We start from the raw sequence: 22,554 nt of genomic DNA on the forward strand, positions 1-22,554 counted from the left end.
ACACATGACCGCACCGCGCATCCTCGTCGTCGACGACGAACCGAACATCCGCGACCTGCTCATCACGAGCCTGAAGTTCGCCGGGTTCCAGGTCCGCGCCGTCTCGAACGGCGCACAGACGATCTCGGCCGTCCTGGAAGAAGAGCCCGACCTCATCGTGCTCGATGTGATGCTGCCCGACATGAACGGGTTCAGCGTCACCAAGCGCCTGCGAGAGGCCGGCTACACGGCGCCGATCCTCTTCCTCACGGCGAAGGACGACACGGAAGACAAGATCACCGGGCTGAACGCCGGCGGCGACGACTACGTGACCAAGCCGTTCTCGCTCGACGAGATCGTCGCCCGCATCCAGGCCATCCTCCGCCGCACCATGCAGGCCGACGAAGAGTCCGTCATCCGCGCCGGTGAGCTCACGATGGACCAGGACACGCACGACGTCTTCGTCGGCGACGCGCAGATCGAACTCAGCCCGACCGAGTTCAAACTGCTCCGGTACCTCATGCTGAACCCGAACCGGGTGCTGTCGAAGGCGCAGATCCTCGACCACGTCTGGGAGTACGACTTCAACGGCGACGCCGGCATCGTCGAGAGCTACATCTCGTACCTCCGCCGCAAGATCGACCCGCACTCCACCGACGCGCTCATCCAGACCAAGCGCGGCTTCGGTTACATGCTCAAGGCCGGCAAGTCCGCCTGAGCGGAGGCATCATCCTGGGCGACAACGACGGTCTCACGCGCTGGTGGCGCGGCATCAGCCTCCGCGCGAAGGTGACCGGGGTCACTGTCGCCGTTCTCGCGATCGGCCTCGTTGCCGCGGGGCTCGGCACGATGGTGTTCCTGCGCACCACCCTGCTCGCGAACCTCGATACGACGCTCACGCAGCTCTCGCGCGGGCCGGTCGCGAACACCCTGTTCGATGTGACCGTCGACGACGGTGACGTGGAGTTCACCGAGAAGGACGGTGCGCCGAGCACCGAGTACTTCCTCGCGATCTACGACGCGGAGGGGAATCCGCTGATCAGCGGCGGCGGAGACGATGGCGAGGAAGGGCCGGACTACCCGGAATCCGTACGCTTCGATCTCGCGTACGCGACACAGCTGCAGGTGTTCGAGCTGACGAACGCCGCGGGCACCGAGTTCCACGCGACCTACGTGATCACGCCCGTTTCGGGCACGACGCAGTCGTTCACGCAACTCGTCGCCATTCCCACGACCCAGACCGAGCGGGTCGTCGCGACCTATCTCGGCATCTACACCTTGCTCGCGCTCGTGACGGTGATCGCGAGTGCGTTCCTCGTGCGCTGGGTCGTCACGCTCACTTTCCGCAGCCTCGGCCAGGTCGAACGCACCGCCGAGGCGATCGCCGGCGGCGACTTCAGCCAGCGGATGACCGACATCGAGCCCGAGACCACCGAGGTCGGGCGGCTCAAGCGCGCGATCAACGCGATGCTGGGGCGCGTGGACGCATCCCTCTCGGAGCGCGACGCGACCGTGCGCCAGATGCGTCGCTTCATCGGCGACGCGAGCCACGAACTGCGCACTCCGCTCGTGACCGTCCGCGGATATGCCGAGCTGTACCGGATCGGGGCGATCCCGGACGCCGAGGCCACCGGCCAGGCCATGGGACGCATCGAGAAGGAGGCCATGCGCATGACGTCGATGGTCGAGGATCTGCTCGCCCTGGCGCGACTCGACGAGCGTCGCGACGTCGTGCTCAGCCCGATCGACCTGCGCCCCATCGCCCGGGACGCGGCCCTCGACGTCAGCGCCGCTGCTCCTCAGCGCGCGATAACGGTGCTCGACGCCCACAGCGAGCGCGACGGGACGCTGCAGACCCCGCCCGTCTCGATGACGGCGCTCGGCGCGGAGTCCTCCCAGAAACGTCGGGGATCGGTACCGACCGCGGCGATCGGGCTGGCCTCGCGGCTCCGGCGCCGTCCGCGCGGCGAGACCGGCGAGATCGCCGCGCTGCCGGTGACCTTCGAAGAGGTGCGCGCCACGATGCCCCCCGTGGTCCTGGGCGATGAGAACCGCATCCGGCAGGTGGTCGCGAATCTGCTCGGCAACGCGCAGCGCTTCTCCGCCGCCGACTCCCCCATCGAATTGCGGGTCGGCACCGACGACGCGGCACGTACCGGGTGGATCGAGATCATCGACCACGGCGAGGGCGTTCCCGAACCGATCCGCGAGCAGATCTTCCAGCGCTTCTGGCGCGCCGACACCTCACGTGCGCGCGAGACCGGTGGGTCCGGCCTCGGGCTCTCGATCGTCGCCTCGATCGTGGAGACGCTGCACGGATCGGTCGCCGTGACGGATACGCCCGGGGGCGGCGCGACCTTCCGGGTGTCGCTGCCGCTCGCGGCCGACCGCGAGGCGGCGGCCCATCTGCTGATCGAGACGCAGCCCATCGAACCTCTCCCCGGTGCACTGCGTCCCACACAGGGCGACGACTCCGATCGCTGACCGTTCCTCCCCAGGCACCGGCCCGGGCGGGCCTGTCCACGGTGTGCACGGAACGCCAACGGCCGCCGCATCCGGGTCCGTACCGTGAGGGTTTCCGAGCAGAGGAGGAAACCCATGGCCGTCTTCGCCGTCGACAGCGACGCCGTTCTCACCGCCACCACCGCGATTCGCGGAACCGTCGATCGTTTGCAGAGCGAGTCCGCGTCGCTCATGGCGCAGTTGCACGCGCTGCAGGCGTCGTGGACGGGCACCGCATCCGGCATGTTCCAGGGCAGCATCGAGCAGTGGCGCGGCGCGCAGCGGGGCGTCGAGGATGCCCTGGCGTCGATCAACCTCGCACTGTCGGCCGCCGGCCAGCAGTACGCCGAAGCAGAACAGGCCAACATGAGCCTGTTCCGCTGACCGCACGAACGACGGATGCCCCGGTCCGAGGACCGGGGCATCCGTTTCGTTCTGTGGGCTTTAGAAGTCCATGCCACCCGTCGGGTCGCCGGCCGGAGCCGACGCCTTCTCGGGCTTGTCAGCGACGACGACCTCGGTGGTGAGGAAGAGCGCCGCGATGGAGGCGGCGTTCTGCAGCGCGGAGCGCGTCACCTTGGCGGGGTCGATGATGCCCTGTGCGAACAGGTCACCGTACTCGCCGGTCGCGGCGTTCAGGCCGTGTCCGACGGGCAGGTCTGCGACCTTGTTCGCGACGACACCGGGCTCGAGACCGGCGTTCAGCGCGATCTGCTTGAGCGGGGCCTCGATGGCGACCTTGACGATGTTCGCACCGGTTGCCTCGTCGCCCGTGAGCTCGAGGGTCGCGAACGCCTTCTTGCCGGCCTGGATGAGGGCCACGCCACCGCCGGGGACGACACCCTCTTCGACGGCCGCCTTCGCGTTGCGAACGGCGTCCTCGATGCGGTGCTTGCGCTCCTTGAGCTCGACCTCGGTCGCCGCACCCGCCTTGATGACGGCGACGCCACCGGCGAGCTTCGCGAGACGCTCCTGGAGCTTCTCGCGGTCGTAGTCGCTGTCGGTGTTCTCGATCTCGCGACGGATCTGGGTCACGCGACCCTCGATCTGAGCCGAGTCGCCCGCACCTTCGACGATGGTGGTCTCGTCCTTGGTGATGATGACCTTGCGTGCGCGGCCGAGCAGGTCGAGCGTCGCGTTCTCGAGCTTGAGACCGACTTCCTCGGTGATGACCTGGCCACCGGTGAGGATGGCGATGTCCTGCAGCTGCGCCTTGCGACGGTCACCGAAGCCGGGAGCCTTGACGGCGACCGACTTGAAGATGCCACGGATCTTGTTCAGCACCAGGGTCGCGAGAGCTTCGCCCTCGACGTCCTCGGCGATGATGAGGAGTTCCTTGCCGTCCTGGATCACCTTGTCGACGATCGGCAGCAGGTCCTTGATGTTCGAGATCTTCTGGTTCGCGATCAGGATGTACGGGTCTTCGAAGACCGCTTCCTGACGCTCCGGGTCGGTCACGAAGTAGGGGTTGAGGTAACCCTTGTCGAAGCGCATGCCCTCGGTGAGCTCGAGCTCGGTGCCGAAGGTGTTGGACTCCTCAACGGTGACCACACCCTCCTTGCCGACCTTGTCGATCGCCTCGGCGATGAGCGCGCCGATGGCCGGGTCTGCGGCGGAGATCGACGCGGTGGCGGCGATCTGCTCCTTGGACTCGATCTCCTTGGCGTCGGACAGGAGCGCCTCGGTCACGGCCGCGACGGCCTTCTCGATGCCGCGCTTGAGCGAGATGGGGTCGGCGCCTGCGGCGACGTTGCGAAGGCCCTCGCGAACAAGTGCCTGAGCGAGGACGGTCGCGGTGGTCGTGCCGTCACCGGCGACGTCGTCGGTCTTCTTGGCGACCTCCTTGACGAGCTCCGCACCGATCTTCTCGTACGGGTCGTCGAGCTCGATCTCCTTGGCGATCGAGACACCGTCGTTCGTGATCGTGGGGGCGCCCCACTTCTTCTCGAGAACGACGTTGCGACCGCGGGGTCCCAGAGTCACCTTGACCGCGTCGGCCAGAATGTTGAGGCCGCGCTCGAGGCCGCGACGGGCCTCCTCATCGAAAGCGATGATTTTTGCCATGTGTGGTCGTCCCTCCCGGACGTTGGGCTTACCGTCAGTTAGCACTCATCAAACGTGAGTGCTAACTCATTCTGGCACTCACCCCCGGGGAGTGCAAGCTGCCGCGGGGCGTCCCACCTCGCCCACGGCGAACACGATTCCGGATACGGGCGCCCCCGCGCCGCCGCATCCGCCCCCGCCTTCTCCCACTCCCCTCCCCCCGCCTCTCTTCCATCCGCGAGACGGGATCTTCGCGCCGAGACAGTGGGGTTACCCCGCTGTCTCGGCGCCCCGATCCCGTCTCGCGGAAGGGTGAGCGGAGTGGGGACGCGGCGGGCGGACGCGCAGCGACCCCCGGCGCCCGAGGGGCAACGGGGGTCGCGGATGCGGAAGGGTCAGGCGAGAACGCGCACCGACTCGGCCTGCGGGCCCTTCTGGCCGCTGCCGACGGTGAACTCGACGGCCTGGCCCTCTTCCAGAACACGGAAGCCGGTCATGTCGATGTTCGAGTAGTGCACGAAGACGTCCTGGCCGTCACCCGACGTGATGAACCCGAAGCCCTTTTCGGCGTTGAACCATTTGACGGTGCCCTGTGCCATGCGAATCTCCTGAAGCGTTGAATACCACTTCATCGTATGGAGCCGGGAATGGCCGGAAAGGCCCGATCCGGCAGTGTTGACACCCGTGGCGCACAACGTTTACGCGGCCGAAACACAGGCCTCTCGGCGGGGGCGCCGACAGCCCCGCGCCGCGGCCGTGCGTCGAATTCGCCGACGGCCGGCGGGATGCCGTCAGGACGCGGGCGTCGCGGACGGAGTCGCCCCCGCGGCCGTGCGGTCCAGCCCGATCACGACGGTGAGCAGTTTGTTCTGGCTCTCGTCGAGGTCGGCCGTTCCGGGGTCGTCGATCGGCTGATAGACCTCGCTGAGCGCGACGGCCGCGCCGCCGATGACGTCGGCGAGCCCGCGGGCCGCCGCTTCGTCGGCGGGGAACGCGTAGTAGACGGTCGTCTCCGCGAAGTCCGACGTGCTGGCCTGGCTCGGCAGCACCGTGTCGGCGTTCCAGCCGGCGGCGACGATCTGATCCTTCATGGTGGTCGCGAGGCCCGACTCACCCGTGGCGTTCAGCACGTTGACCGCGAACGACGTGTCGATGGTCGCCTCTGGCTCGGCCGTCGCGGTGGGCGTCGGTGTGGACGCGGGAACCAGCGTGATGCGCCCCGAGACGATCAGGCTGCCGAAGATTCCGATCCCGACGAGCAGGATGGTCGCCACGAGCGCCCACAGGATGATGACGCCCGAGCGCAGACGGGGATTCTCGGCCCGGTGAGCGCCCACGCGCCCGGATCCTTCCGGGAGATCGTCGAAGCGATCTCGGGAATAGGTCTCACGCGGCACCCCCCGATGCTACCCGGGCGAGCGTGGGGATCCGACGCGACGGGCCGTCAGCCGGCGGAGCGTACGCCGCGCGTGGCTCGTTCCCGGCGCCGTTCGTCCCGGATGCGGCGCAGTCGCGCGACCAGCATGGGCTCGTGCGCGAGCGCGGCCTCCGTGTCGATGAGGCGCCCGAGCAGTTGGTAGTAGCGTGCCGGGGCGAGGCCGAGCTCCGACCGGATCGCCTCTTCCTTCGCTCCCCCGTGCGCGCCCCAGCGGGACTCAAACGCGAGGATGGCCGCATCCCGATCGCTCAAGCCCTGCACGTCGACCGCGGACTCCTCGAGCGCCGGGCGCGCGGTCGTCGGATCGGAGTCGGTCAGGGGCACGATCTCACGCTAGCCGCGGTCGGCGTCGATGCCGCGACGCCACTCCACGGAAGCGCCGAGCGGGTCCACGGCGGCCAGGACTTCGCCGTCGAGTGCGAGCGCGAAGCGGGATGCGGGCCAGCTCGCCGCGTCGATCGGCGTCGTCCATCCGTTGTGCAGCGCGGGAGCGTCCAGCGTCACCCATCGTCCCGCTCCGCGTGCGGCGGCGATGGCGGCGTGCCGCCGGCGGCCGGGCACGTGCGCGAGGACTCCCGGGGTCGTGACGACGAGCGTGGCGCCGGCGGGAGCGGATGCGGCGAGCGCGGCGAGCGCGTCGGCATCCGTCGCATCGGCCGTCTCGAGGTGCGGAGGATCCGCCGCAGCGATGTCGGCCGCGGCGTCGATCCGCTCGCGGCGACCCGTTTCGCCCGGCCAGACCAGATCCGTGAGCCACGCCCGGTCGGCCGGTCGGCGCACATCGAGCGGGGCGAGGTCGATGCCCGCACGCCAGACGATCTCGGGAAGGCCGGTGGGGGGTTCACCGCCGATCCAGGTCGATTCGAGCGTCACGGTGCTCGGCCCGCTCACGGGATCGATCGCGTGGACGTGACCGTCCGGCATCCGGTACCGGTACGAGAACCGGTCCGGGTAAAGGCACAGGCCGGCGCTCGCCCCCACTTCGAGAAGAGCGATCGGGCCGTCGATGAGATCCAGCGCCGGCAGGAGCGCCGCGCAGCGCAGGGGCTCGTTGGTCTGGATGCTGCGGATGCGGCACTCCGCGACCAGCGCATCCGCGTGCGCCAGCACCCACGCACCCCATGCGGTCGGCGGATCTTCGGGAGCGCCCAGCATCCGACTCACCGCGAACACGAGCGGAGGCTGCCGGTGCGTGTCCGGGATCTGTGCGAGCACACGTGCGACACCGGCGTCATCCCGCACGGTCTCCGCCCACGCGCCGTACAGCGCCGAACGGCCCGGAGCTTCGAGACGGGCGAACCGCTCGTAGCGCTCGATCACGGCGACCCACTCGCCCTCGGTTGCCGCACTCACCGAACCATTGTGGGCGCTGTGCGGGCGAACTCGTCGGTAACACCCGGAACAGGTACGCGCGGAACGGGGTTGAATAGAACCGACGAAGGGAAAACTGTGAGCTACGCGGTGAACAAGTCCGACGAACAATGGCGCGACGAGCTGGGCGACGAGAAGTTCGCCGTGCTGCGCGAGTCCGCCACCGAGCGCGCCTGGACGGGCGAACTGCTCGATGAGAGCCGCGCCGGCCTCTACGCCTGTGCCGCCTGCGGGGCAGAACTCTTCCAGAGCGGAACGAAGTTCGACTCGCATTGCGGATGGCCGAGCTTCTACGAGTCGGTGCGCCCCGAAGCGGTCGAGCTCATCGAAGACAACGCCCACGGGATGGTGCGCACCGAGGTGCGCTGCGCGAGTTGCGGGTCCCACCTCGGCCACGTGTTCCCCGACGGTTTCGGCACCCCCACGGGTGACCGCTACTGCATGAACTCCCTCGCCCTCGAGTTCACCCCCGAGGCGGACGACAAGTGACCGCGACCGCCGCGGAGGCGATGCTCGCCCGGCGGTCGATGTCACGGGTGACCGACGAGGCCCCCAGCCGCGAGCAGCTGCTCGCCGCGATCGCTGCGGCCGGACGCGTCGCCGACCACTCGTCGATGCGGCCGTGGCGGCTGATCGAACTGCGCGGCGACGACCGCGAACGCCTGGGTCGCGCCATCCACAAGGCCGAGCACAAGCGCGGTCGGTCGACCAAGCCGCTGCGCGCACCGCTGCTGATCGCCGTTGTCGCCTCGGTGCGCAAGAGCGGCAAGGTGCCCGACTGGGAGCAGGAGGCCGTGGCCGCAGGCGTCGCCCACATGCTCAGCCTCGCGCTCGACGAGCAGGGTTGGGGCGTCTTCTGGCGCACCGGCGAGTACACGCGCAGCAAGGCTGTCGCCAAGGCGCACAAGCTCGCGAAGAACGAGCGGCTGCTCGGTTGGCTCTACGTCGGCGGCAAGCCGGTGCGCGAGCGCGAGACCCGGCGCAAGACGATCGACCCGGAGTCGTTCCTCTCTGCCATGCCCCGCTGACGCGGCGGCACCACCGTCGCAGGATCGCGTCATCCGCGCAGAGTCCTTCCGGAAAGCTGCGACCTCGGCGCGATTCTGCGAAGTTCGGGTGCCCCTCGACCGGGGCAACGCGTTCAGCGGCGACGCCAGCGCGGGACGACGGCGATCACGACGCCGACGAGCGCGAGTGCGACGGCCGTCAACGCCAGCGCGAGCGGGGGGCCGGAGTGCGCCGGCCAGATCGCGTCGATGACCACCGACGTCAGCAGCAGGCCGACGACGGAGCCGAGCCCGAGTTGCAGAACGCCCGTGTGCCGCACGAGCGCCGCCGACAGGAAGATGTAGACGACGCCGATCGCGCCGCCGAAGTACACCCACGGATCTGCGGGGAGTGAGGCGGGGAGACCCACGAAGGCGATCCGGATGCCGGCGGCCACCAGGAGCGCGAGCGTTCCCCCGATGAAGTTCACGAGGGTCGCGGTCAGCGGACTCTCGACGACGTGACGCAGCCGCCCATTCGTCGCCTGCTGCCAAGCGATGCCGGCTCCGGCGAGGAAGGGGAGAAACAGCATCCACGCCGGTACTCCGGAGGGCCCCTCGCCGAGCAGCGAGATGACCACGGCCACCACGGCCAAGCCGCCGCCGAGCAGGCGTCCGACGGTCACCGGCACGACTCCCGCGGGCCCGTATCCGGCGCGGTCGAGCACGACGCCGTTCACCGTCTGACCCGCCACGACGCCGACCGTGAACGTGGCGACGCCGATGACCGCGACGGTCAGGCCCTGACTCGCGACCGTGAACGCCCCCGCGAGTCCGCCGATCAGCATCCAGAACGGGATGCGCCGCTCGCGCACCCCGCGCACCAGACGGCCGAACCCTGCTCGGCCGGACGGCACGGTCGCCGAGAGCACGATCAGAATCGCCAGGCCCGAACCGAACGAGATCACAGCCGCGACGAACCCGTCGCCGATCGCCGCACCGAGTGCGCCGTTGATCTGCGCCTGCACGCTCGTCAGCACTCCGACCAGCACCGCGCCGCCGAGCGCCACCGCGAGCGGAAGCCGACGGGGAGCGGCGGATGCGGAACGAGACGTCACCGCACGATGCTACGCGGCGCTGAACGCCCCGCTCGCGGCGGCAGGATCCGATTCGGTGCCGGCTACAGGACTTGAACCTGCAACCCCCGTATTACAAGTACGGTGCGCTACCAATTGCGCCAAGCCGGCGAGGCCGCCAGTCTACCGGCGCTCGTCCGACCGGCCGTTCCCATGTCTCGGGCGCATCCGTCCCTGCGCCGCGAGGGCTCAGGACGAGGGCGTCGGGGTCGGCGTCGCGGTCGGGCTCTTGTAGTACGACTCGCTCGAGGTCGTCAGCACGAACTGCGCGAATTCCTTCGGGTCGTCGAGCTGGCCGAGGTACGGCTCGCCGTTGACGAGGATCATCGGCGCACCGGTCAGGGTGAGTCCGTCGGTGCCGGGGATTCCGGCGACGGCCTGGTCGGTCGCTGTCTTTGCCCAGGCCATGTACTCACCGCCCTCGATGCAGGCGCGAACACCCTTCGGGTCGGTGACACCGGAGGTCTGCGCGAGCGTCGCCAGGTCGGCGTCCGAGAGGCCGTCCGAGTTGGCGTCGGGCTGCGCGTCCAGCAGGGCGTGGTTGAACGCGAACACCTTGTCGGGTGAGTGCGAGGCCACACACGCGGCAGCGCCGGCCGCCCGCAGCGAGTACTTCGTGCCGTTCGACTTCGCGGTCAGCATCGCGACCGGGTAGTACGTGAGAGTCGCCGCACCCTCGGTGACCCAACCGGAGAGCTGCGGGGCGTTGGCGAGTTCGAACTGCTTTGCGCCCGGCGCCAGGTAGTCGACGTACACGCGGATGTCGGCGGTCGCCGCATCCGACGCCGTGGGTGTGGGAGTGGCCGCGGGGGCATCCTCGCCCTGCGCAGTGGCGGCCGCATCCGGAATCGTCGCCGACCCGAGAGCGACACCGGCAACCGAAGTGATCGCGAATCCGCCGTGGTCCTCACCGACGGGTGCTGCCTGCGACGGGCCCGTGGACGAGCCCACCGCGAAAACGACGGCTCCGACGACGGCACCGACCATCACGACGGCACCGATGACGAGAACGCCGAGCCGGATGCGGCTGAGCCGCGTATGGCGAGCCCGCACCTGCTGCGCCTTCTCGCGCACGGCCTCACGGCGGTCGCGCTGAGCCGGAACGTTCGAATCGTCGTTGGACATGGAACCTCTGATAACGCACGAGACCGGCCTCGCCGGCGCGGCCGCACGGGTGAACGGCCCTGTCGATGCTAATCAGCGCACCTGGGAAATGCCCAGACGCGCGTGCCATACTGGCACTGCGCCCAATGAAGGGCGTGCGGGCCAAGCCCCCGCATATTCCATCACTACGGATCGTCCGGCACGTACCTGCCGGTGAAGGAGAAGAAACAATGGCGTCCGTCACGTTCGACAACGCAACCCGTCTGTACCCCGGAGGCACCCGCCCCGCCGTCGACAAGCTGAACCTCGAAGTGGGCGATGGCGAGTTCCTCGTCCTGGTCGGCCCCTCCGGTTGCGGTAAGTCCACCTCGCTCCGCATGCTCGCGGGCCTCGAAGAGGTCAACGCCGGCCACATCCGCATCGGTGAGCGTGACGTCACCGACGTTCCGCCGAAGGACCGCGACATCGCGATGGTCTTCCAGAACTACGCGCTGTACCCGCACATGACCGTCGCCGAGAACATGGGCTTCGCGCTGAAGATCGCGGGCGTCGGCAAGGATGAGCGCGCCACCCGCGTGCTCGAAGCCGCCAAGCTCCTCGACCTCGAGCAGTACCTGACCCGCAAGCCCAAGGCACTCTCGGGTGGTCAGCGTCAGCGTGTCGCGATGGGCCGCGCGATCGTCCGTCAGCCGCAGGTGTTCCTTATGGACGAGCCCCTGTCGAACCTCGACGCGAAGCTCCGTGTGCAGACCCGTACCCAGATCGCGTCGCTCCAGCGCCGCCTCGGTGTCACCACGGTCTACGTCACGCACGACCAGACCGAGGCCCTCACGATGGGCGACCGCATCGCCGTTCTGAAGGACGGCGTGCTGCAGCAGGTCGGCTCGCCCCGCGACCTGTACGAGAAGCCGAACAACGTGTTCGTCGCCGGCTTCATCGGCTCCCCTGCCATGAACCTCTTCCCGGCCGACCTCGCCGACGGCGGCGTCCGCTTCGGCACCGAGATCGTCCCGCTCGACCGCGACACCGTCGGCCGCGCCAATGGCAGCCAGGTCACCGTGGGCGTTCGCCCCGAAGACATCGAGGTCGGACCGGTCGACGGTCAGGGCCTCACGGTTCAGGTCGACCTGGTCGAAGAGCTCGGCGCCGACGGCTACCTCTACGGTCACACCGAGATCGGCGGCAAGCGCTCCGACATCGTGGCCCGCGTCGACGGCCGCAACCACCCGAACGCGGGCGAGACCGTGACCCTGGCCGCCAAGCCGGGCCACGTGCACGCGTTCGACATCGAGTCGGGCGAGCGCCTGAACGACAAGGCCATCGCTTCGGCCTGATCGCACCTCGGGGGCGGCGCGGTGGATCCTCGGATCTTCCGCGCCGCCCTTCTTTCCACGGAGGAACATGTCTGAATCTCTGACCATCACTGCGAGCTCCGTCGACCCCGGACTGCTCGCGCTGCCCTGGTCGACGCCCCTGTCGGACTGGTCGAGCTCAGACATCGTCTACCTCCCCAAGGGCATCTCCCGCCACCTCGTGCGGTTCGCGACCCTCTCCGGACGCGTGATCGCGGTGAAAGAGACCACCGCCGAGATGGCGCGTCGTGAGTACGACATGCTCGGCAACCTCGCGAAGCTCGACGTGCCGTGCGTGGAGCGCTTCGCGGTCATCGGCGGGCGAGCGGATGCGGACGGCAACCCGCTCCCGGCGGCACTCGTCACCGCGCACCTCAAGTTCTCGCTCCCCTACCGCGCGCTCTTCACCCAGGTGCTGCGCCCGAACACCGCCGCCCGACTCGTCGATGCGCTCGCGGTGCTCCTCGTCCGACTGCACAACGTCGGATTCTTCTGGGGCGACGTCTCCCTCTCCAACACCCTCTTCCGCCGCGACGCCGGAGCGTTCGCCGCGTACCTCGTCGACGCCGAAACGGGCGAGCTGCACGACCGCGGCCTCACGCGCGGGCAGCGCGAGCACGACCTCGACATCGCCCGCATCAACATCGCCGGCGAGATCATGGACCTCGAGGCGGGCGGGCGGCTCGAGGGCGGCGTCAACGCCCTCGAGGTCGCCGACGGCATCGTCTCGTCGTACTACTCGCTATGGAAGGCCCTCACCGATCAGGAGACGTTCTCGGTCGACGAGTCGTGGCGCATCACCGAACGCGTGCAGCGTCTGAACACGCTGGGCTTCGATATCGGCGAGATGTCGATGGAGACCGCACCGGACGGCACGCGCGTGTCGATCCAGCCGAAGGTCGTCGACGCCGGACACCATCAGCGCCGCCTGCTGCGCCTGACCGGTCTCGACGTGGAGGAGAACCAGGCTCGGCGTCTGCTCAACGACCTCGACGAGTTCCGGGCCCGGATCTCCCGCATCGGGTCGGATGAGGAGATGGTCGCGCACGAGTGGCTGACGCGCGTGTTCGAGCCGGTCGTGAAGGCGATCCCCTACGACCTGCGCGCGAAGCTCGAGCCCGCCGAGGTGTTCCACCAGGTGCTCGAACACCGCTGGTACATGTCGCAGGCACGGGGCCGTGCCGTGCCGCTCGCCGAGGTGCTGACGAGTTACATCGACGACGTGCTGCGCCACCGTCGCGACGAGGCGACCGTCATGGGACCCACGACCGAGACCATGACGATTCCCGTTCTGACGACAGCATCCGATGACGACGTCACGAGCGACGACGTCGACGAAGAGATCGACTGGCGCGACCTCGTCTGACGGCAGACCGGCATCACCGCGGCCCTCCCGCGGGACCCCACAGAAGGTCCCGCGAGAGGGCCTCGGCGTCAGTAGCCGACGGCGAAGTTCTCGCGCGAGTGGCGGGGGTTCTCGATCTCATCGAGCACGGCGACCGCGAGGTCGGCCCCCGAGATGAAGGACTCGCCCTCCGCGTCCACGACGAGCGCCTCGCCGCCGTCGCGGTACGACCCGGTGCGCTCCCCCGGTGCCCACGCGCCGAAGCCGCCGGCCGGGTGCACGTAGAACCAGTCGCGGCCCGAAGTGTCGGCCTGCAGGTCCTCGAGGATGTCGACAGCCTCGCGGGCCTCGGGCTTGAACTCATCGGCGAAATCATCGGTGTCGATGAGGCGCGGTCCGCCTTCCGCGACGCGGCTTCCGCCCGCGCCGCCGACGACGCCGATCCGCACGTCATCCGGAAGCACCGATTTCAGCTGCGCCATCGCGGGGCGCACGAGCCCGAGCATGTCGCCGCGCGCGGCGACGGCCGACACGAGCACATCGACGCCCTGCAGTTCGGTGACGAGGCTCGGCACATCGAGCAGTGTGCCCTCGATGTAGGTCGCGTGCGGCACGCGCTCGGCCGGCACCGTGCGCGCGACCGAGAGCACCGTGTGACCGCGCTGCACCGCCTCCGCGACGATGTGGCTACCGGCGTAGCCCGTTCCTCCGAGAACAACGATGCGGGTCATGATGTGCTCCTTCGGTCAGTCGCTGAGCGACGCGCGGAGCGTCGACACCTGGTACAGGGCGACGGATGCCGCGATGCCGGCGTTCAGCGATTCGGTCGCCCCGGAGATCGGGATCGACACGATCTGGTCGCAGGTCTCGGTGACCAGGCGCGACAGCCCCTTGCCCTCGGAGCCGACGACGATCACGACGGGTCGGTCGGCGAGCTTCAGAGCGGGCAGCGACACATCGCCGCCCCCGTCCAGGCCCAGCACGAACACACCCTGCTTCTTCAGGTCCTTCAGCGTCGCGGTCAGGTTCACGGCCATCGCGACGGGCGTACGGGCCGCCGCACCGGCGCTCGTCTTCCACGCGGCCGAGTTGACGCCGGCGCTCCGCCGCTGCGGGATCAGCACGCCGTGACCGCCGAACGCGGCCGTCGAGCGGATGATCGCACCGAGGTTGCGGGGATCGGTGACGCCGTCGAGAGCCACGAGCAGCGGCACTTCGTTGCGGTCGATGATCTGCTCGAGCAGGTCCTGCGGGTGCGCGTACTCGTACGGCGGCACCTTGAGCGCGACGCCCTGGTGCACGCCGTCGAAGCCGGCCATGCGGTCGAGCTCAGGGCGCGTGACCTCGAGCACCGGGATGCCGCGGTTCGTCGCGATCGACAGCATCTCTTTGACGCGGTCGTCCATCTCCACGCGCTGCGCGATGTAGAACGCGGTCGCGGGGATCTTGGTGCGGAGCGCCTCGAGCACCGAGTTGCGGCCGGTGACCGTCTCGGTGTCGTCGGCCTGCTTCGACCGGCCGCCGCGGGCGAGGCCGCCCGAGGGGCGGGGACCCGACGATGACGGCCGCCCGCCGGCCGCGGTGAAGCGCTCCTGCGCCGCCTTCCGCTTGCCCGCGGGGTGCCACGCACGGTCCTCCGCCTTGGGGGTCGGGCCGCGTCCTTCGAGGGAACGCTTGTTCTTGCCGCCCGTGCCCTTGGTGGGGCCCTTCTTGCCTTTTCCGGCGCCGGGGCGCCCTGGCTTATTTGCCATCGATACTCCAATGAGTTCCGTCCGGAGTGTCCTCCAGAGTGATTCCCGCAGCGGCGATCGCGTCTCTGACGCGGTCGGCTGCGGCCCAGTCCTTCGCGGCGCGCGCATCGGCGCGCTGCGTGATCATCGTCTGCACGAGGGTGTCGAGCGCGGTGGCCGACGGACCCGCGGATGCGGTCTGCCACCGTTCGCTGCGAGGGTTGAGCGCGAGGATGTCGAGCATGGCCGCCACGGCATCGGCCGCGCCCGCGATCTCGGTCGGGTCGGTGCCCGCATCCAGTGCCGTGTTCCCCGAGCGCACGTGCTCGTGGATCACCCCGATCGCGCGGGGCACGTTGAGGTCGTCGTCCATCGCGGCGACGAACTCGTGCGGCAAATCGGTCGCCGGGACGCGGTCGGCGTCGAGTACCCGTGCCGCCCGCTCCTGGAACGAGCGGATGCGGTCGAGCGCAGCATCCGCTTCGTCGAACGCCTTCTCCGAGATGTCGAGGCTCGACCGGTAGTGGGCGGCGCCCAGGGCGTAACGGATCACGAGCGGGTCGCGGACGGCGAGGGCGTCGGTCGCGAGCACGAAATTGCCCAGGGACTTCGACATCTTCTGACCGTCGACCGTCACCAGGCCGTTGTGCACCCAGTACCGCGCGAACGGATCGCCCGCCGCGGTGGACTGCGCGAGCTCGTTCTCGTGATGGGGGAAGCGCAGGTCGAGGCCGCCGCCGTGGATGTCGAACTCGCCGCCGAGATAGCGCCGCGACATCGCGGAGCACTCGATGTGCCATCCCGGTCGCCCGGCACCCCACGGCGCGGTCCAGACCGCATCCGCCGGTTCTCCGGGTTTCGCGCCCTTCCAGAGGGCGAAATCGTGCGGGTCGCGCTTGCCGCGGGGGTCTGCATCCGCCGCCGGCTCCATCGCGTCCAACGACTGATGGGTGAGCGCGCCGTAGGGCGCCCACGAGCGCACGTCGAAGTACACGTCACCGGAGCCGTCGGGCGCCGCATACGCGTGCCCGCGCTCGATCAGCGCATCGATGAGCTCGATCATCTGCGGGATGGACCCCGTCGCGCGAGGCTCGTAGGTCGGCGCGTCGATGCCGATCGCGGCGTAGGCGTGCGAGAACTCGAGCTCCATGCGGTACGCGAGGGCCCACCACGGTTCGTCGACCGTGGCGTTCGCGAGCACCTTGTCGTCGATGTCGGTCACGTTCCGCACGAACGTCACGCGGCCGAAGCGGTGGGCGAGCCAGCGACGCAGCAGGTCGAAGCTCAGCGCCGCGCGAAGGTGCCCGATGTGGGGCCCGGACTGCACGGTCGGGCCGCAGACGTACATCGTCACGTTCGCGGGATCGGTCGGCTCGAAGTCGCGCAGCGTCTGCGCTTGGGTGTCGTAGAGCCGAACCATCACGATCCCAGCCTACCGGCGGCCCCCGTCACGCCATCGTCATGAAGTGACGATAGAAATGAGGGATGCTGCCCGTGCTCGCCGTCGTCGCTGCGGCCGTGCTGTTCGGCACGACCGGCACCGCGCAGGCACTCGGCCCCGATTCGACCACCCCGCTCGGGGTCGGAGCCGCGCGACTGCTCATCGGCGGGACCGGCCTGGCCATCCTCGGGCTGCTCCTCGGACGGCGCCATCAGCGGCGTGAGGATGCACCCCGGAACCCGCGACTCTCCCGCCGGGCGGTCCTTCTGATGGCCGTGACCGGTGTCTGCCTCGCGGCGTACCAGCCACTGTTCTTCCTCGGCACGGCGCGGTCGGGCGTCGCCGTCGGCACCGTGATCGCCCTCGGATCGGCGCCAGTGCTCGCAGGACTCATCGAATGGGCTCGCACGCGCCGCATCCCGCGTCGGTCATGGGCGGTGGCGACCACCCTCTCCACGGCGGGGGTGGCGCTGCTCGCTGCGGCGGGCGGCGGCGCGGCGGGCGTCGACGCCCTCGGCATCCTCGGGTCGGTCGGGGCGGGTGCCTCGTTCGCGGTCTTCGCGAACGCCCAGCGGCAACTGCTCGATGACGGCTGGGACCCGTTCACCGTCGCGGGGGCGATGGGGCTCGGCTCGGCCGCATCCGCGCTGTTCATGCTGCCGTTCGCGTCGTTGGAGTGGCTGGCCGAACCCGCCGGGGCGGCGATGGCGCTGTGGCTGGGTCTCGCGACGATCGCCCTGGCGTACACGCTCTTCACCTGGGGCCTCGAACGGCTGACGGCCGCCACCGCCGCCACGCTCACCCTCGCGGAGCCCCTCACCGCGGCGCTCCTCGGGATCGCCGTGCTCGGCGAACAGCTCGCACCCCTCGCCGTGGTGGGGCTCATCGTGCTCGCTTCGGGCCTCGCACTTCTCACCTGGGGAGCGCGCGGCCGGCGCGAACCCCGACCGTTCGCGCTGGAGGGCTGACCCATGATCGACATCCGCGTGAGCGACCCGCGCACCTCGCCGGAGCGCGAACTCGTGATCGCGCACCTGGCGGGCATGCACGACTCGTCGCCGCCGGAGAGCGTGCACGCCCTCGGGATCGACGCGCTCGCGGGCCCCGGCCTCACGTTCTGGTCTGCGTGGGATGGTGCGGAGCTCGCCGGCATCGGTGCACTGAAGGTGTTCGAGGAGGACCGCGGCGAGCTGAAGTCGATGCGCGTCGCGGATGCGTTCCTCGGCCGCGGCATCGGGCGCCTGATGCTCCGACACATCGTCGCGGACGCGCAGTCGCGGGGTCTGACGAGTCTCTGGCTCGAGACGGGCAGCACGCCCGAGTTCGTTCCCGCGGCGGCGCTCTACCGCAGCGAGGGGTTCGTACCCTGCGCCCCGTTCGCGGACTACACCGACGACCCGTTCTCGCTCTACTTCACCCGCGCGCTCTGACCCTCCCCCGCGCGCGCCGTCCGGGCCATCCGCCTCCGGACCATCCGCGAGACGGGATCTTCGCGCCGAGACGGAGGGGTGACCCCACTGTTTCGGCGCGAAGATCCCGTTTCGCGGTCGGGGCGCGCGCGGGCGGCGCGGCGGAGCCGGCGGCGGAGCCGACGGGGCGTCAGGGGGCGGGGATGAGGAGGGCCACGGCGACGGCCGACACGCCCTCGGCGCGGCCGGTGAAGCCCAGGCCGTCGGTCGTCGTCGCCGATACCGACACCGGTGCGCCGCCGAGCGCTGCGGAGAGCACCTGTTCGGCTTCGGCACGCCGGGGAGCGAACCGCGGGCGAGCCGCCTGCACCTGCACCGAGACGTTCGCGATGCTCCAGCCTGCCTCGCCGATGAGCGCGTGCGTGCGGGCGAGGAACGCGTCGGCGTGCGCCCCGGCGTACTCGGGTCGGTCCGTGCCGAAGTGCGTCCCGATGTCGCCGAGGCCCGCCGCAGCGAGGAGCGCGTCGACGATCGCGTGCGCGATGGCGTCGCCATCCGAGTGCCCCGACAGGGCGGCCTCTCCGGGCCAGCGGAGACCCGCGAGCCACAGCTCCCCCGCGTCGGAGAACGCGTGCACGTCGGTGCCCACGCCCACGCGCGGCACGGCGGCCGGGCGTTCCAGCGTGACCGGGGCGGTGACCGGATGCGGCGCCGGAGGCGAAGCCACGAGGGAACGAGCGCGCTCAAGGTCGGTCGGCGTCGTGATCTTGAACGCCAGCGGATCGCCCTCGACGGCGGCGACCCGGTGTCCGGCGGCGGCGACGAGTGCCGCATCGTCGGTGAACTCGGCGTCCGCCACCGCGTACGCCGACTCGAGGATGTCGCGGTGGAACCCCTGCGGGGTCTGTGCCGCGCCGAGCTCGGCACGGTCGACGACACCGACGATCTCGCCGCCGTCGACGCGCTTGATCGTGTCGATCACCGGCAAGACCGGGACGGCTCCCCATCCGGTTTCGCGGATGGCGTCGATCACGCGGGTGAACTGCTCCGGCGGCGTCAAGGCGCGGGCAGCATCGTGCACGAGCACGATCTCGACGTCTGCCCACACACCGGAGAGCCCCGCACGCACGGACTTCTGCCGGGTGTCGCCGCCGGTCACCACCGAGATCAGATCCCGCCGGTCGCCGGCCGCTGCGTAGGCGTCGGTGAGCGCCTCGCCTTCGCGTCCGCGCGGCACGACCACGACGACCTGCGCGTTGCCGGGACCCGCGAAAACGCCGTCGAGGCTGTGGCGCAGGATGCTGTGGGTGTCGAGCCCGACGAACGCCTTGGGCAGGCGTTCGCCGAGCCGCGTCCCGGAACCCCCGGCGACGACGATGACGGCGACGCGCGGGACGGGCGCGATCATGACGGTGTCAGCGAATCAGCTGGCGAGGACCTCGTCGAGGAGGGTGCTGGCCTTCTCCTCGTCGGTCTTCTCTGCGAGCGCGAGTTCGGAGACGAGAATCTGCTTCGCCTTCGCGAGCATGCGCTTCTCGCCGGCCGAGAGGCCGCGATCCTGATCGCGGCGCCAGAGGTCGCGCACGACCTCGCTGACCTTGATCACGTCACCCGACGCCAGCTTCTCGAGGTTCGCCTTGTAACGACGGGACCAGTTGGTGGGCTCTTCGGTGAAGGGGGCACGCAGCACCTCGAACACCCGCTCGAGACCGTCCTTGCCGATCACGTCGCGCACACCGACCAGGTCGACATTGTCTGCCGGTACCTCGATCACCAGATCGCCCTGGGTGACGTTGAGTTTCAAGTACTTCTTGGTCTCGCCCTTGATGACGCGTTCCTTGACCTCGATAATCGTCGCGGCCCCGTGGTGGGGATAGACGACCGTTTCGCCAACCTCAAAAAGCATGGAGTTATGTCCTTTCGGCAGCCCCTAGGATACCACAGGGCATTGTGCGCTAAGGTTCGCTCCCGCAGCCCGGAGGGGCCGGGCGCCGCCTGACACCGCGCCGGAATTGCTCGAAGCGGCGCGGCCACGCCGACCCCGTAGAATGCTCACGAAGCCGTCTGCTCTCTGGAGGAACTGTGAAAACGCGCCTAATCGCGTCCATCGCCCTGGGCGCTGCCGTCGTCCTCGGAACGAGCGGATGCGCGATGCTCGCCCCGCAGAGCACGACGATCCAGTACTCCGCGTCCGACGGCATCAACGTGCCGGCCGGCAGTGGCCCCGTCGCCGTGCGGAACGCGCTCATCGTCGCGAACGAAGACGGCACCGAGGGCAACCTCGTCGCCGCGATCGTGAACCCGGGCGACAGCCCCGAGGTGCTGAACATCCAGGTCGGCGAGGGAAGCTCCGCCATCCCGCTGACCGTGCGGATGCCGGCCGCAACGACCAAGAGCCTCGGCGACGGCGAGACCGACCCGCTGCTGATCGAAGACCTCGACGCCGTTCCGGGCTCGACGGTCTCCCTGTACTTCCAGTCGGGCGACAGCGAGGGCGTCCGCATCGACGTTCCCGTCCTCGACGGTTCGCTCGACTACCTGGCGCCGCTCGCTCCCTGAGCCGCACCGAACGAGAAGAGGGCATCCCGATCGGGATGCCCTCTTCTCGTTTCAGACCGTCACGCCTCGAAGCGGTACCCGAGACCCCGAACGGTGACGAGCATCACCGGGTCGCCGGGGTTTTGCTCGATCCGTGAGCGGATGCGTTTGATGTGCACGTCGAGGGTCTTCGTGTCACCGAAGTAGTCCGTGCCCCACACGCGGTCGATCAGCTGGCCGCGGGTCAGCACGCGACCGGCGTTGCGCATCAGCACCTCGAGGAGCTCGAACTCCTTCAGGGGCATGTTGATCTCGGCGTTGTCGACCGAGACCGTGTGCCGGTCGATGTCGAGCACGACCCGGCCGCCCGCGAGCACACGCTCGTCGAGGTCCGCTTCCACCTGCGCGAAACGGCGCAGCACCGCCCGCATCCGCGCCAGCAGCTCCCGGGTCGAGTAGGGCTTCGTGACGTAGTCGTCGGCGCCGAGCTCGAGTCCGACGACGATGTCCACCTCGCTGTCCTTCGCCGTGAGCATGATGACCGGCACGGCCGAGGAAGCGCGGATCTGGCGGCAGACCTCGGTGCCCGGCATCCCCGGCAGCATCAGATCGAGCAGCACGATGTCGGCACCCCGCTCCCGGAACGCAGTGAGGGCGGTGGGTCCGTCCTCGGCGATCTCGACCTCGAAGCCTTCCCGCCGCAGCAGGTAGGCGAGCGGGTCAGCCAGGTCGGGTTCGTCCTCGACAATCAAGACTCGGGTCATTCGGTGACTCCGTTCATCGGTTCAGCGTTGATCTGTGCAGGGGCAGAAGATGCAGGGGCAGAAGATACGGGCGCGGGCATCGCGTCGGCGCCGGAGGCCTTCTTGGCTTTCTTGGCTCGACGCTTGGGACGCGCATCTTTGACGTTATCGAGCGGAGCGGGCGCGGCGGCGATCGGGAGCTGGATCGTGAAGGTCGACCCCCGCCCCACCTTCGACCAGATCCGCACCTCTCCCCCGTGCCGCTGCACGGCGTGCTTGACGATCGCCAGGCCGAGCCCGGTGCCGCCGGTGCGGCGGGACCGCGCCTGATCGGAGCGATAGAAACGCTCGAACACGCGCTGCTGATCTTCTTCGGAGATCCCGATCCCGCGGTCGGTGACGGTGATCTCCACCGCGTTGTGCACCTGCTTGACCCCGATGCCGACGCTGGAAGCGCGCGGCGAGTACGCGATGGCGTTCGCCACCAGGTTGCCGACCGCCTCGGTCAGGATCTGCTGGTCGCCGCGCACGTACAGGCCGCGCGCGCCGCCGCGAACCAAGGTGACGCCCGACGAGTCCGCCGCCAGCCCGTGCGCCTCGATCGCGGAGGTCACGACCGCATCGATCGAGATGTCGCGCACCTCGGCGAGCTCATCGGCAGACTGTAGGCGCGAGAGGTTCATGACACGCGAGGTCAGAGAGCCGAGGCGAGCGGCCTCCGCGTTCAACCGCGCCGCGAAGATCCGCACCTGCGCGGGGTCGTCGGCAGCCGACTCGATCGCCTCCGACAGCAGGCTGATCGCGCCGACCGGGGTCTTCAGCTCGTGGGACGTGTTCGCAACGAAGTCGCGACGCATCTGCTCGACGCGCTCCCGCTCGGTGATGTCGCGGATGACGAGCAGCACGAGCCGGGGCGAGAGCACCGTCGCCCGCGCGGATACGAGCCGGGGTTCGGCCGGCGTCGCCGCCCGGCGAAGCGTCAGACTCGCGCTCCCCATGCCGCCGCCGGCGCGCACCGAACGGGCGAGTTCGCGCAGCCGGTCATCGGGCAGCACTTCGCCGATCGCCATCCCGAACGCCTCACCACTGGCCGACGACGCACGCACGGTGCCGGATGCATCCACCACCACCGCGCTGTCATCCATCGCCGCGAGAACGTCGCTGACACCGTCGGGAACGGCCTCCGAGTTTCGCGCCACCGCGCGATCGCGGGCACGGAATGCCACCACGATCAGGATCGACACCGCCGCCCCGATCAGAGCACCGAGGAGCAGTGCCAGCAGCGCGAGCTGCGAGGAGTTCATGGCTCCAGCGTAAATGGATGATGAACCTGGACCGTTCAAGCCCCGGGTCTGCGGGCCCAGCCCGGGTACTATTCACTCCTGGGGCACCGTTCGTTAACCTTCGGCAGCGACAATCGCGAAGGTTGCGGCCACG

At 69.5% G+C, this 22,554-nt stretch carries 24 protein-coding genes and 1 tRNA gene; 10 read left to right on the forward strand and 15 right to left on the reverse strand.

Going from position 1 to position 22,554, the window contains the following annotated elements:
* The first annotated feature begins 4 nt into the window (after positions 1-4).
* From LQ938_RS11170 to LQ938_RS11180, 3 genes are all read left to right on the forward strand, one after another.
* Positions 5-697: a response regulator transcription factor gene (locus LQ938_RS11170; RefSeq protein WP_223722986.1), complete on the forward strand. Its 693-nt coding sequence runs from the start codon at positions 5-7 to the stop codon at positions 695-697.
* A 131-nt stretch (positions 698-828) separates the two neighbouring features.
* Positions 829-2,463, forward strand: a complete 1,635-nt coding sequence (locus LQ938_RS11175) for a sensor histidine kinase (RefSeq protein ID WP_223723035.1) — start codon at positions 829-831, stop codon at positions 2,461-2,463.
* 114 nt (positions 2,464-2,577) lie between these two features.
* The gene (locus LQ938_RS11180) at positions 2,578-2,865 is read left to right on the forward strand and encodes a WXG100 family type VII secretion target (protein WP_223722985.1); all 288 of its coding nucleotides are present in this window, start codon (positions 2,578-2,580) and stop codon (positions 2,863-2,865) included.
* 60 nt (positions 2,866-2,925) lie between these two features.
* On the opposite strand, the gene groL is transcribed toward LQ938_RS11180, so the two are convergent.
* From groL to LQ938_RS11205, 5 genes are all read right to left on the reverse strand, one after another.
* On the reverse strand, positions 2,926-4,545 hold the full coding sequence (groL, locus tag LQ938_RS11185) for a chaperonin GroEL (protein ID WP_223722984.1): 1,620 nt from the start codon (positions 4,543-4,545) through the stop codon (positions 2,926-2,928).
* Between the two features lie 374 nt (positions 4,546-4,919).
* Positions 4,920-5,123: a cold-shock protein gene (locus LQ938_RS11190; RefSeq protein ID WP_223722983.1), complete on the reverse strand. Its 204-nt coding sequence runs from the start codon at positions 5,121-5,123 to the stop codon at positions 4,920-4,922.
* Between the two features lie 192 nt (positions 5,124-5,315).
* Positions 5,316-5,861, reverse strand: coding sequence for a LytR C-terminal domain-containing protein (locus LQ938_RS11195; protein WP_223722982.1), 546 nt, complete (start codon positions 5,859-5,861; stop codon positions 5,316-5,318).
* A 107-nt stretch (positions 5,862-5,968) separates the two neighbouring features.
* A complete protein-coding gene (locus LQ938_RS11200) occupies positions 5,969-6,286 on the reverse strand; it encodes a DUF3263 domain-containing protein (protein ID WP_374197482.1) in 318 nt (105 codons plus the stop codon).
* Between the two features lie 9 nt (positions 6,287-6,295).
* Positions 6,296-7,315 carry a DUF2332 family protein gene (locus LQ938_RS11205; protein ID WP_223722981.1) on the reverse strand — a complete coding sequence of 340 codons (1,020 nt, stop codon included), beginning with the start codon at positions 7,313-7,315 and terminating at the stop codon, positions 6,296-6,298.
* A 96-nt stretch (positions 7,316-7,411) separates the two neighbouring features.
* Between LQ938_RS11205 and msrB the strand changes: the two genes are divergently transcribed.
* On the forward strand, positions 7,412-7,822 hold the full coding sequence (msrB, locus tag LQ938_RS11210; protein WP_223722980.1) for a peptide-methionine (R)-S-oxide reductase MsrB: 411 nt from the start codon (positions 7,412-7,414) through the stop codon (positions 7,820-7,822).
* A gap of 20 nt (positions 7,823-7,842) precedes the next feature.
* Positions 7,843-8,361 (forward strand): nitroreductase family protein, encoded by a 519-nt coding sequence (locus tag LQ938_RS11215; protein WP_223723033.1) that lies wholly within the window; start codon positions 7,843-7,845, stop codon positions 8,359-8,361.
* A 113-nt stretch (positions 8,362-8,474) separates the two neighbouring features.
* Here the strand turns inward: LQ938_RS11215 and LQ938_RS11220 are convergent, their stop codons facing one another.
* From LQ938_RS11220 to LQ938_RS11230, 3 genes are all read right to left on the reverse strand, one after another.
* The gene (locus LQ938_RS11220; protein ID WP_223722979.1) at positions 8,475-9,437 is read right to left on the reverse strand and encodes a DMT family transporter; all 963 of its coding nucleotides are present in this window, start codon (positions 9,435-9,437) and stop codon (positions 8,475-8,477) included.
* A 56-nt stretch (positions 9,438-9,493) separates the two neighbouring features.
* Positions 9,494-9,566, reverse strand: a tRNA-Thr gene (locus tag LQ938_RS11225).
* Between the two features lie 78 nt (positions 9,567-9,644).
* Positions 9,645-10,580 carry a DsbA family protein gene (locus LQ938_RS11230; RefSeq protein ID WP_223722978.1) on the reverse strand — a complete coding sequence of 312 codons (936 nt, stop codon included), beginning with the start codon at positions 10,578-10,580 and terminating at the stop codon, positions 9,645-9,647.
* Between the two features lie 209 nt (positions 10,581-10,789).
* Here LQ938_RS11230 and LQ938_RS11235 point away from each other — a divergent pair, with 209 nt between their 5' ends.
* The gene (locus LQ938_RS11235; RefSeq protein ID WP_223722977.1) at positions 10,790-11,893 is read left to right on the forward strand and encodes an ABC transporter ATP-binding protein; all 1,104 of its coding nucleotides are present in this window, start codon (positions 10,790-10,792) and stop codon (positions 11,891-11,893) included.
* 67 nt (positions 11,894-11,960) lie between these two features.
* Complete coding sequence (locus LQ938_RS11240) at positions 11,961-13,277, forward strand: DUF4032 domain-containing protein (RefSeq protein WP_223722976.1); 1,317 nt, start codon at positions 11,961-11,963, stop codon at positions 13,275-13,277.
* A 68-nt stretch (positions 13,278-13,345) separates the two neighbouring features.
* Here the strand turns inward: LQ938_RS11240 and LQ938_RS11245 are convergent, their stop codons facing one another.
* From LQ938_RS11245 to cysS, 3 genes are read right to left on the reverse strand one after another with little or no spacing between them, the layout of a single operon-like run.
* A complete protein-coding gene (locus LQ938_RS11245; protein ID WP_223722975.1) occupies positions 13,346-13,987 on the reverse strand; it encodes an NAD(P)-dependent oxidoreductase in 642 nt (213 codons plus the stop codon).
* Between the two features lie 15 nt (positions 13,988-14,002).
* Positions 14,003-15,007, reverse strand: coding sequence for a 23S rRNA (guanosine(2251)-2'-O)-methyltransferase RlmB (rlmB, locus tag LQ938_RS11250; protein WP_223722974.1), 1,005 nt, complete (start codon positions 15,005-15,007; stop codon positions 14,003-14,005).
* Positions 14,997-16,409, reverse strand: a complete 1,413-nt coding sequence (gene cysS / locus LQ938_RS11255) for a cysteine--tRNA ligase (RefSeq protein WP_223722973.1) — start codon at positions 16,407-16,409, stop codon at positions 14,997-14,999. The genes rlmB and cysS overlap by 11 nt, the downstream gene beginning before the upstream one ends.
* Positions 16,410-16,471: 62 nt before the next feature.
* On the opposite strand from cysS, the gene LQ938_RS11260 reads away from it, so the two are divergent.
* Entirely contained in the window at positions 16,472-17,395 is a 924-nt protein-coding gene (locus tag LQ938_RS11260) for a DMT family transporter (protein WP_223722972.1), read from the forward strand.
* Positions 17,396-17,398: 3 nt separating this feature from the next.
* Positions 17,399-17,857 (forward strand): GNAT family N-acetyltransferase, encoded by a 459-nt coding sequence (locus LQ938_RS11265; protein WP_223722971.1) that lies wholly within the window; start codon positions 17,399-17,401, stop codon positions 17,855-17,857.
* A 169-nt stretch (positions 17,858-18,026) separates the two neighbouring features.
* Here LQ938_RS11265 and ispD read toward each other — a convergent pair whose 3' ends face one another.
* On the reverse strand, positions 18,027-19,244 hold the full coding sequence (gene ispD / locus LQ938_RS11270; RefSeq protein WP_223722970.1) for a 2-C-methyl-D-erythritol 4-phosphate cytidylyltransferase: 1,218 nt from the start codon (positions 19,242-19,244) through the stop codon (positions 18,027-18,029).
* A gap of 15 nt (positions 19,245-19,259) precedes the next feature.
* On the reverse strand, positions 19,260-19,742 hold the full coding sequence (locus LQ938_RS11275; RefSeq protein ID WP_047547577.1) for a CarD family transcriptional regulator: 483 nt from the start codon (positions 19,740-19,742) through the stop codon (positions 19,260-19,262).
* A gap of 176 nt (positions 19,743-19,918) precedes the next feature.
* Between LQ938_RS11275 and LQ938_RS11280 the strand changes: the two genes are divergently transcribed.
* A complete protein-coding gene (locus LQ938_RS11280; protein ID WP_223722969.1) occupies positions 19,919-20,395 on the forward strand; it encodes a DNA modification methylase in 477 nt (158 codons plus the stop codon).
* A 59-nt stretch (positions 20,396-20,454) separates the two neighbouring features.
* Here the strand turns inward: LQ938_RS11280 and LQ938_RS11285 are convergent, their stop codons facing one another.
* Both LQ938_RS11285 and LQ938_RS11290 read right to left on the reverse strand, forming a co-directional pair.
* Positions 20,455-21,138 (reverse strand): response regulator transcription factor, encoded by a 684-nt coding sequence (locus tag LQ938_RS11285; protein WP_223722968.1) that lies wholly within the window; start codon positions 21,136-21,138, stop codon positions 20,455-20,457.
* Positions 21,135-22,421, reverse strand: coding sequence for a sensor histidine kinase (locus tag LQ938_RS11290; protein WP_223722967.1), 1,287 nt, complete (start codon positions 22,419-22,421; stop codon positions 21,135-21,137). The genes LQ938_RS11285 and LQ938_RS11290 overlap by 4 nt, the downstream gene beginning before the upstream one ends.
* Between the last annotated feature and the right edge of the window lie 133 nt (positions 22,422-22,554).

It is taken from the genome of Microbacterium sp. cx-55 (assembly GCF_021117345.1).
Taxonomy (GTDB): domain Bacteria; phylum Actinomycetota; class Actinomycetes; order Actinomycetales; family Microbacteriaceae; genus Microbacterium.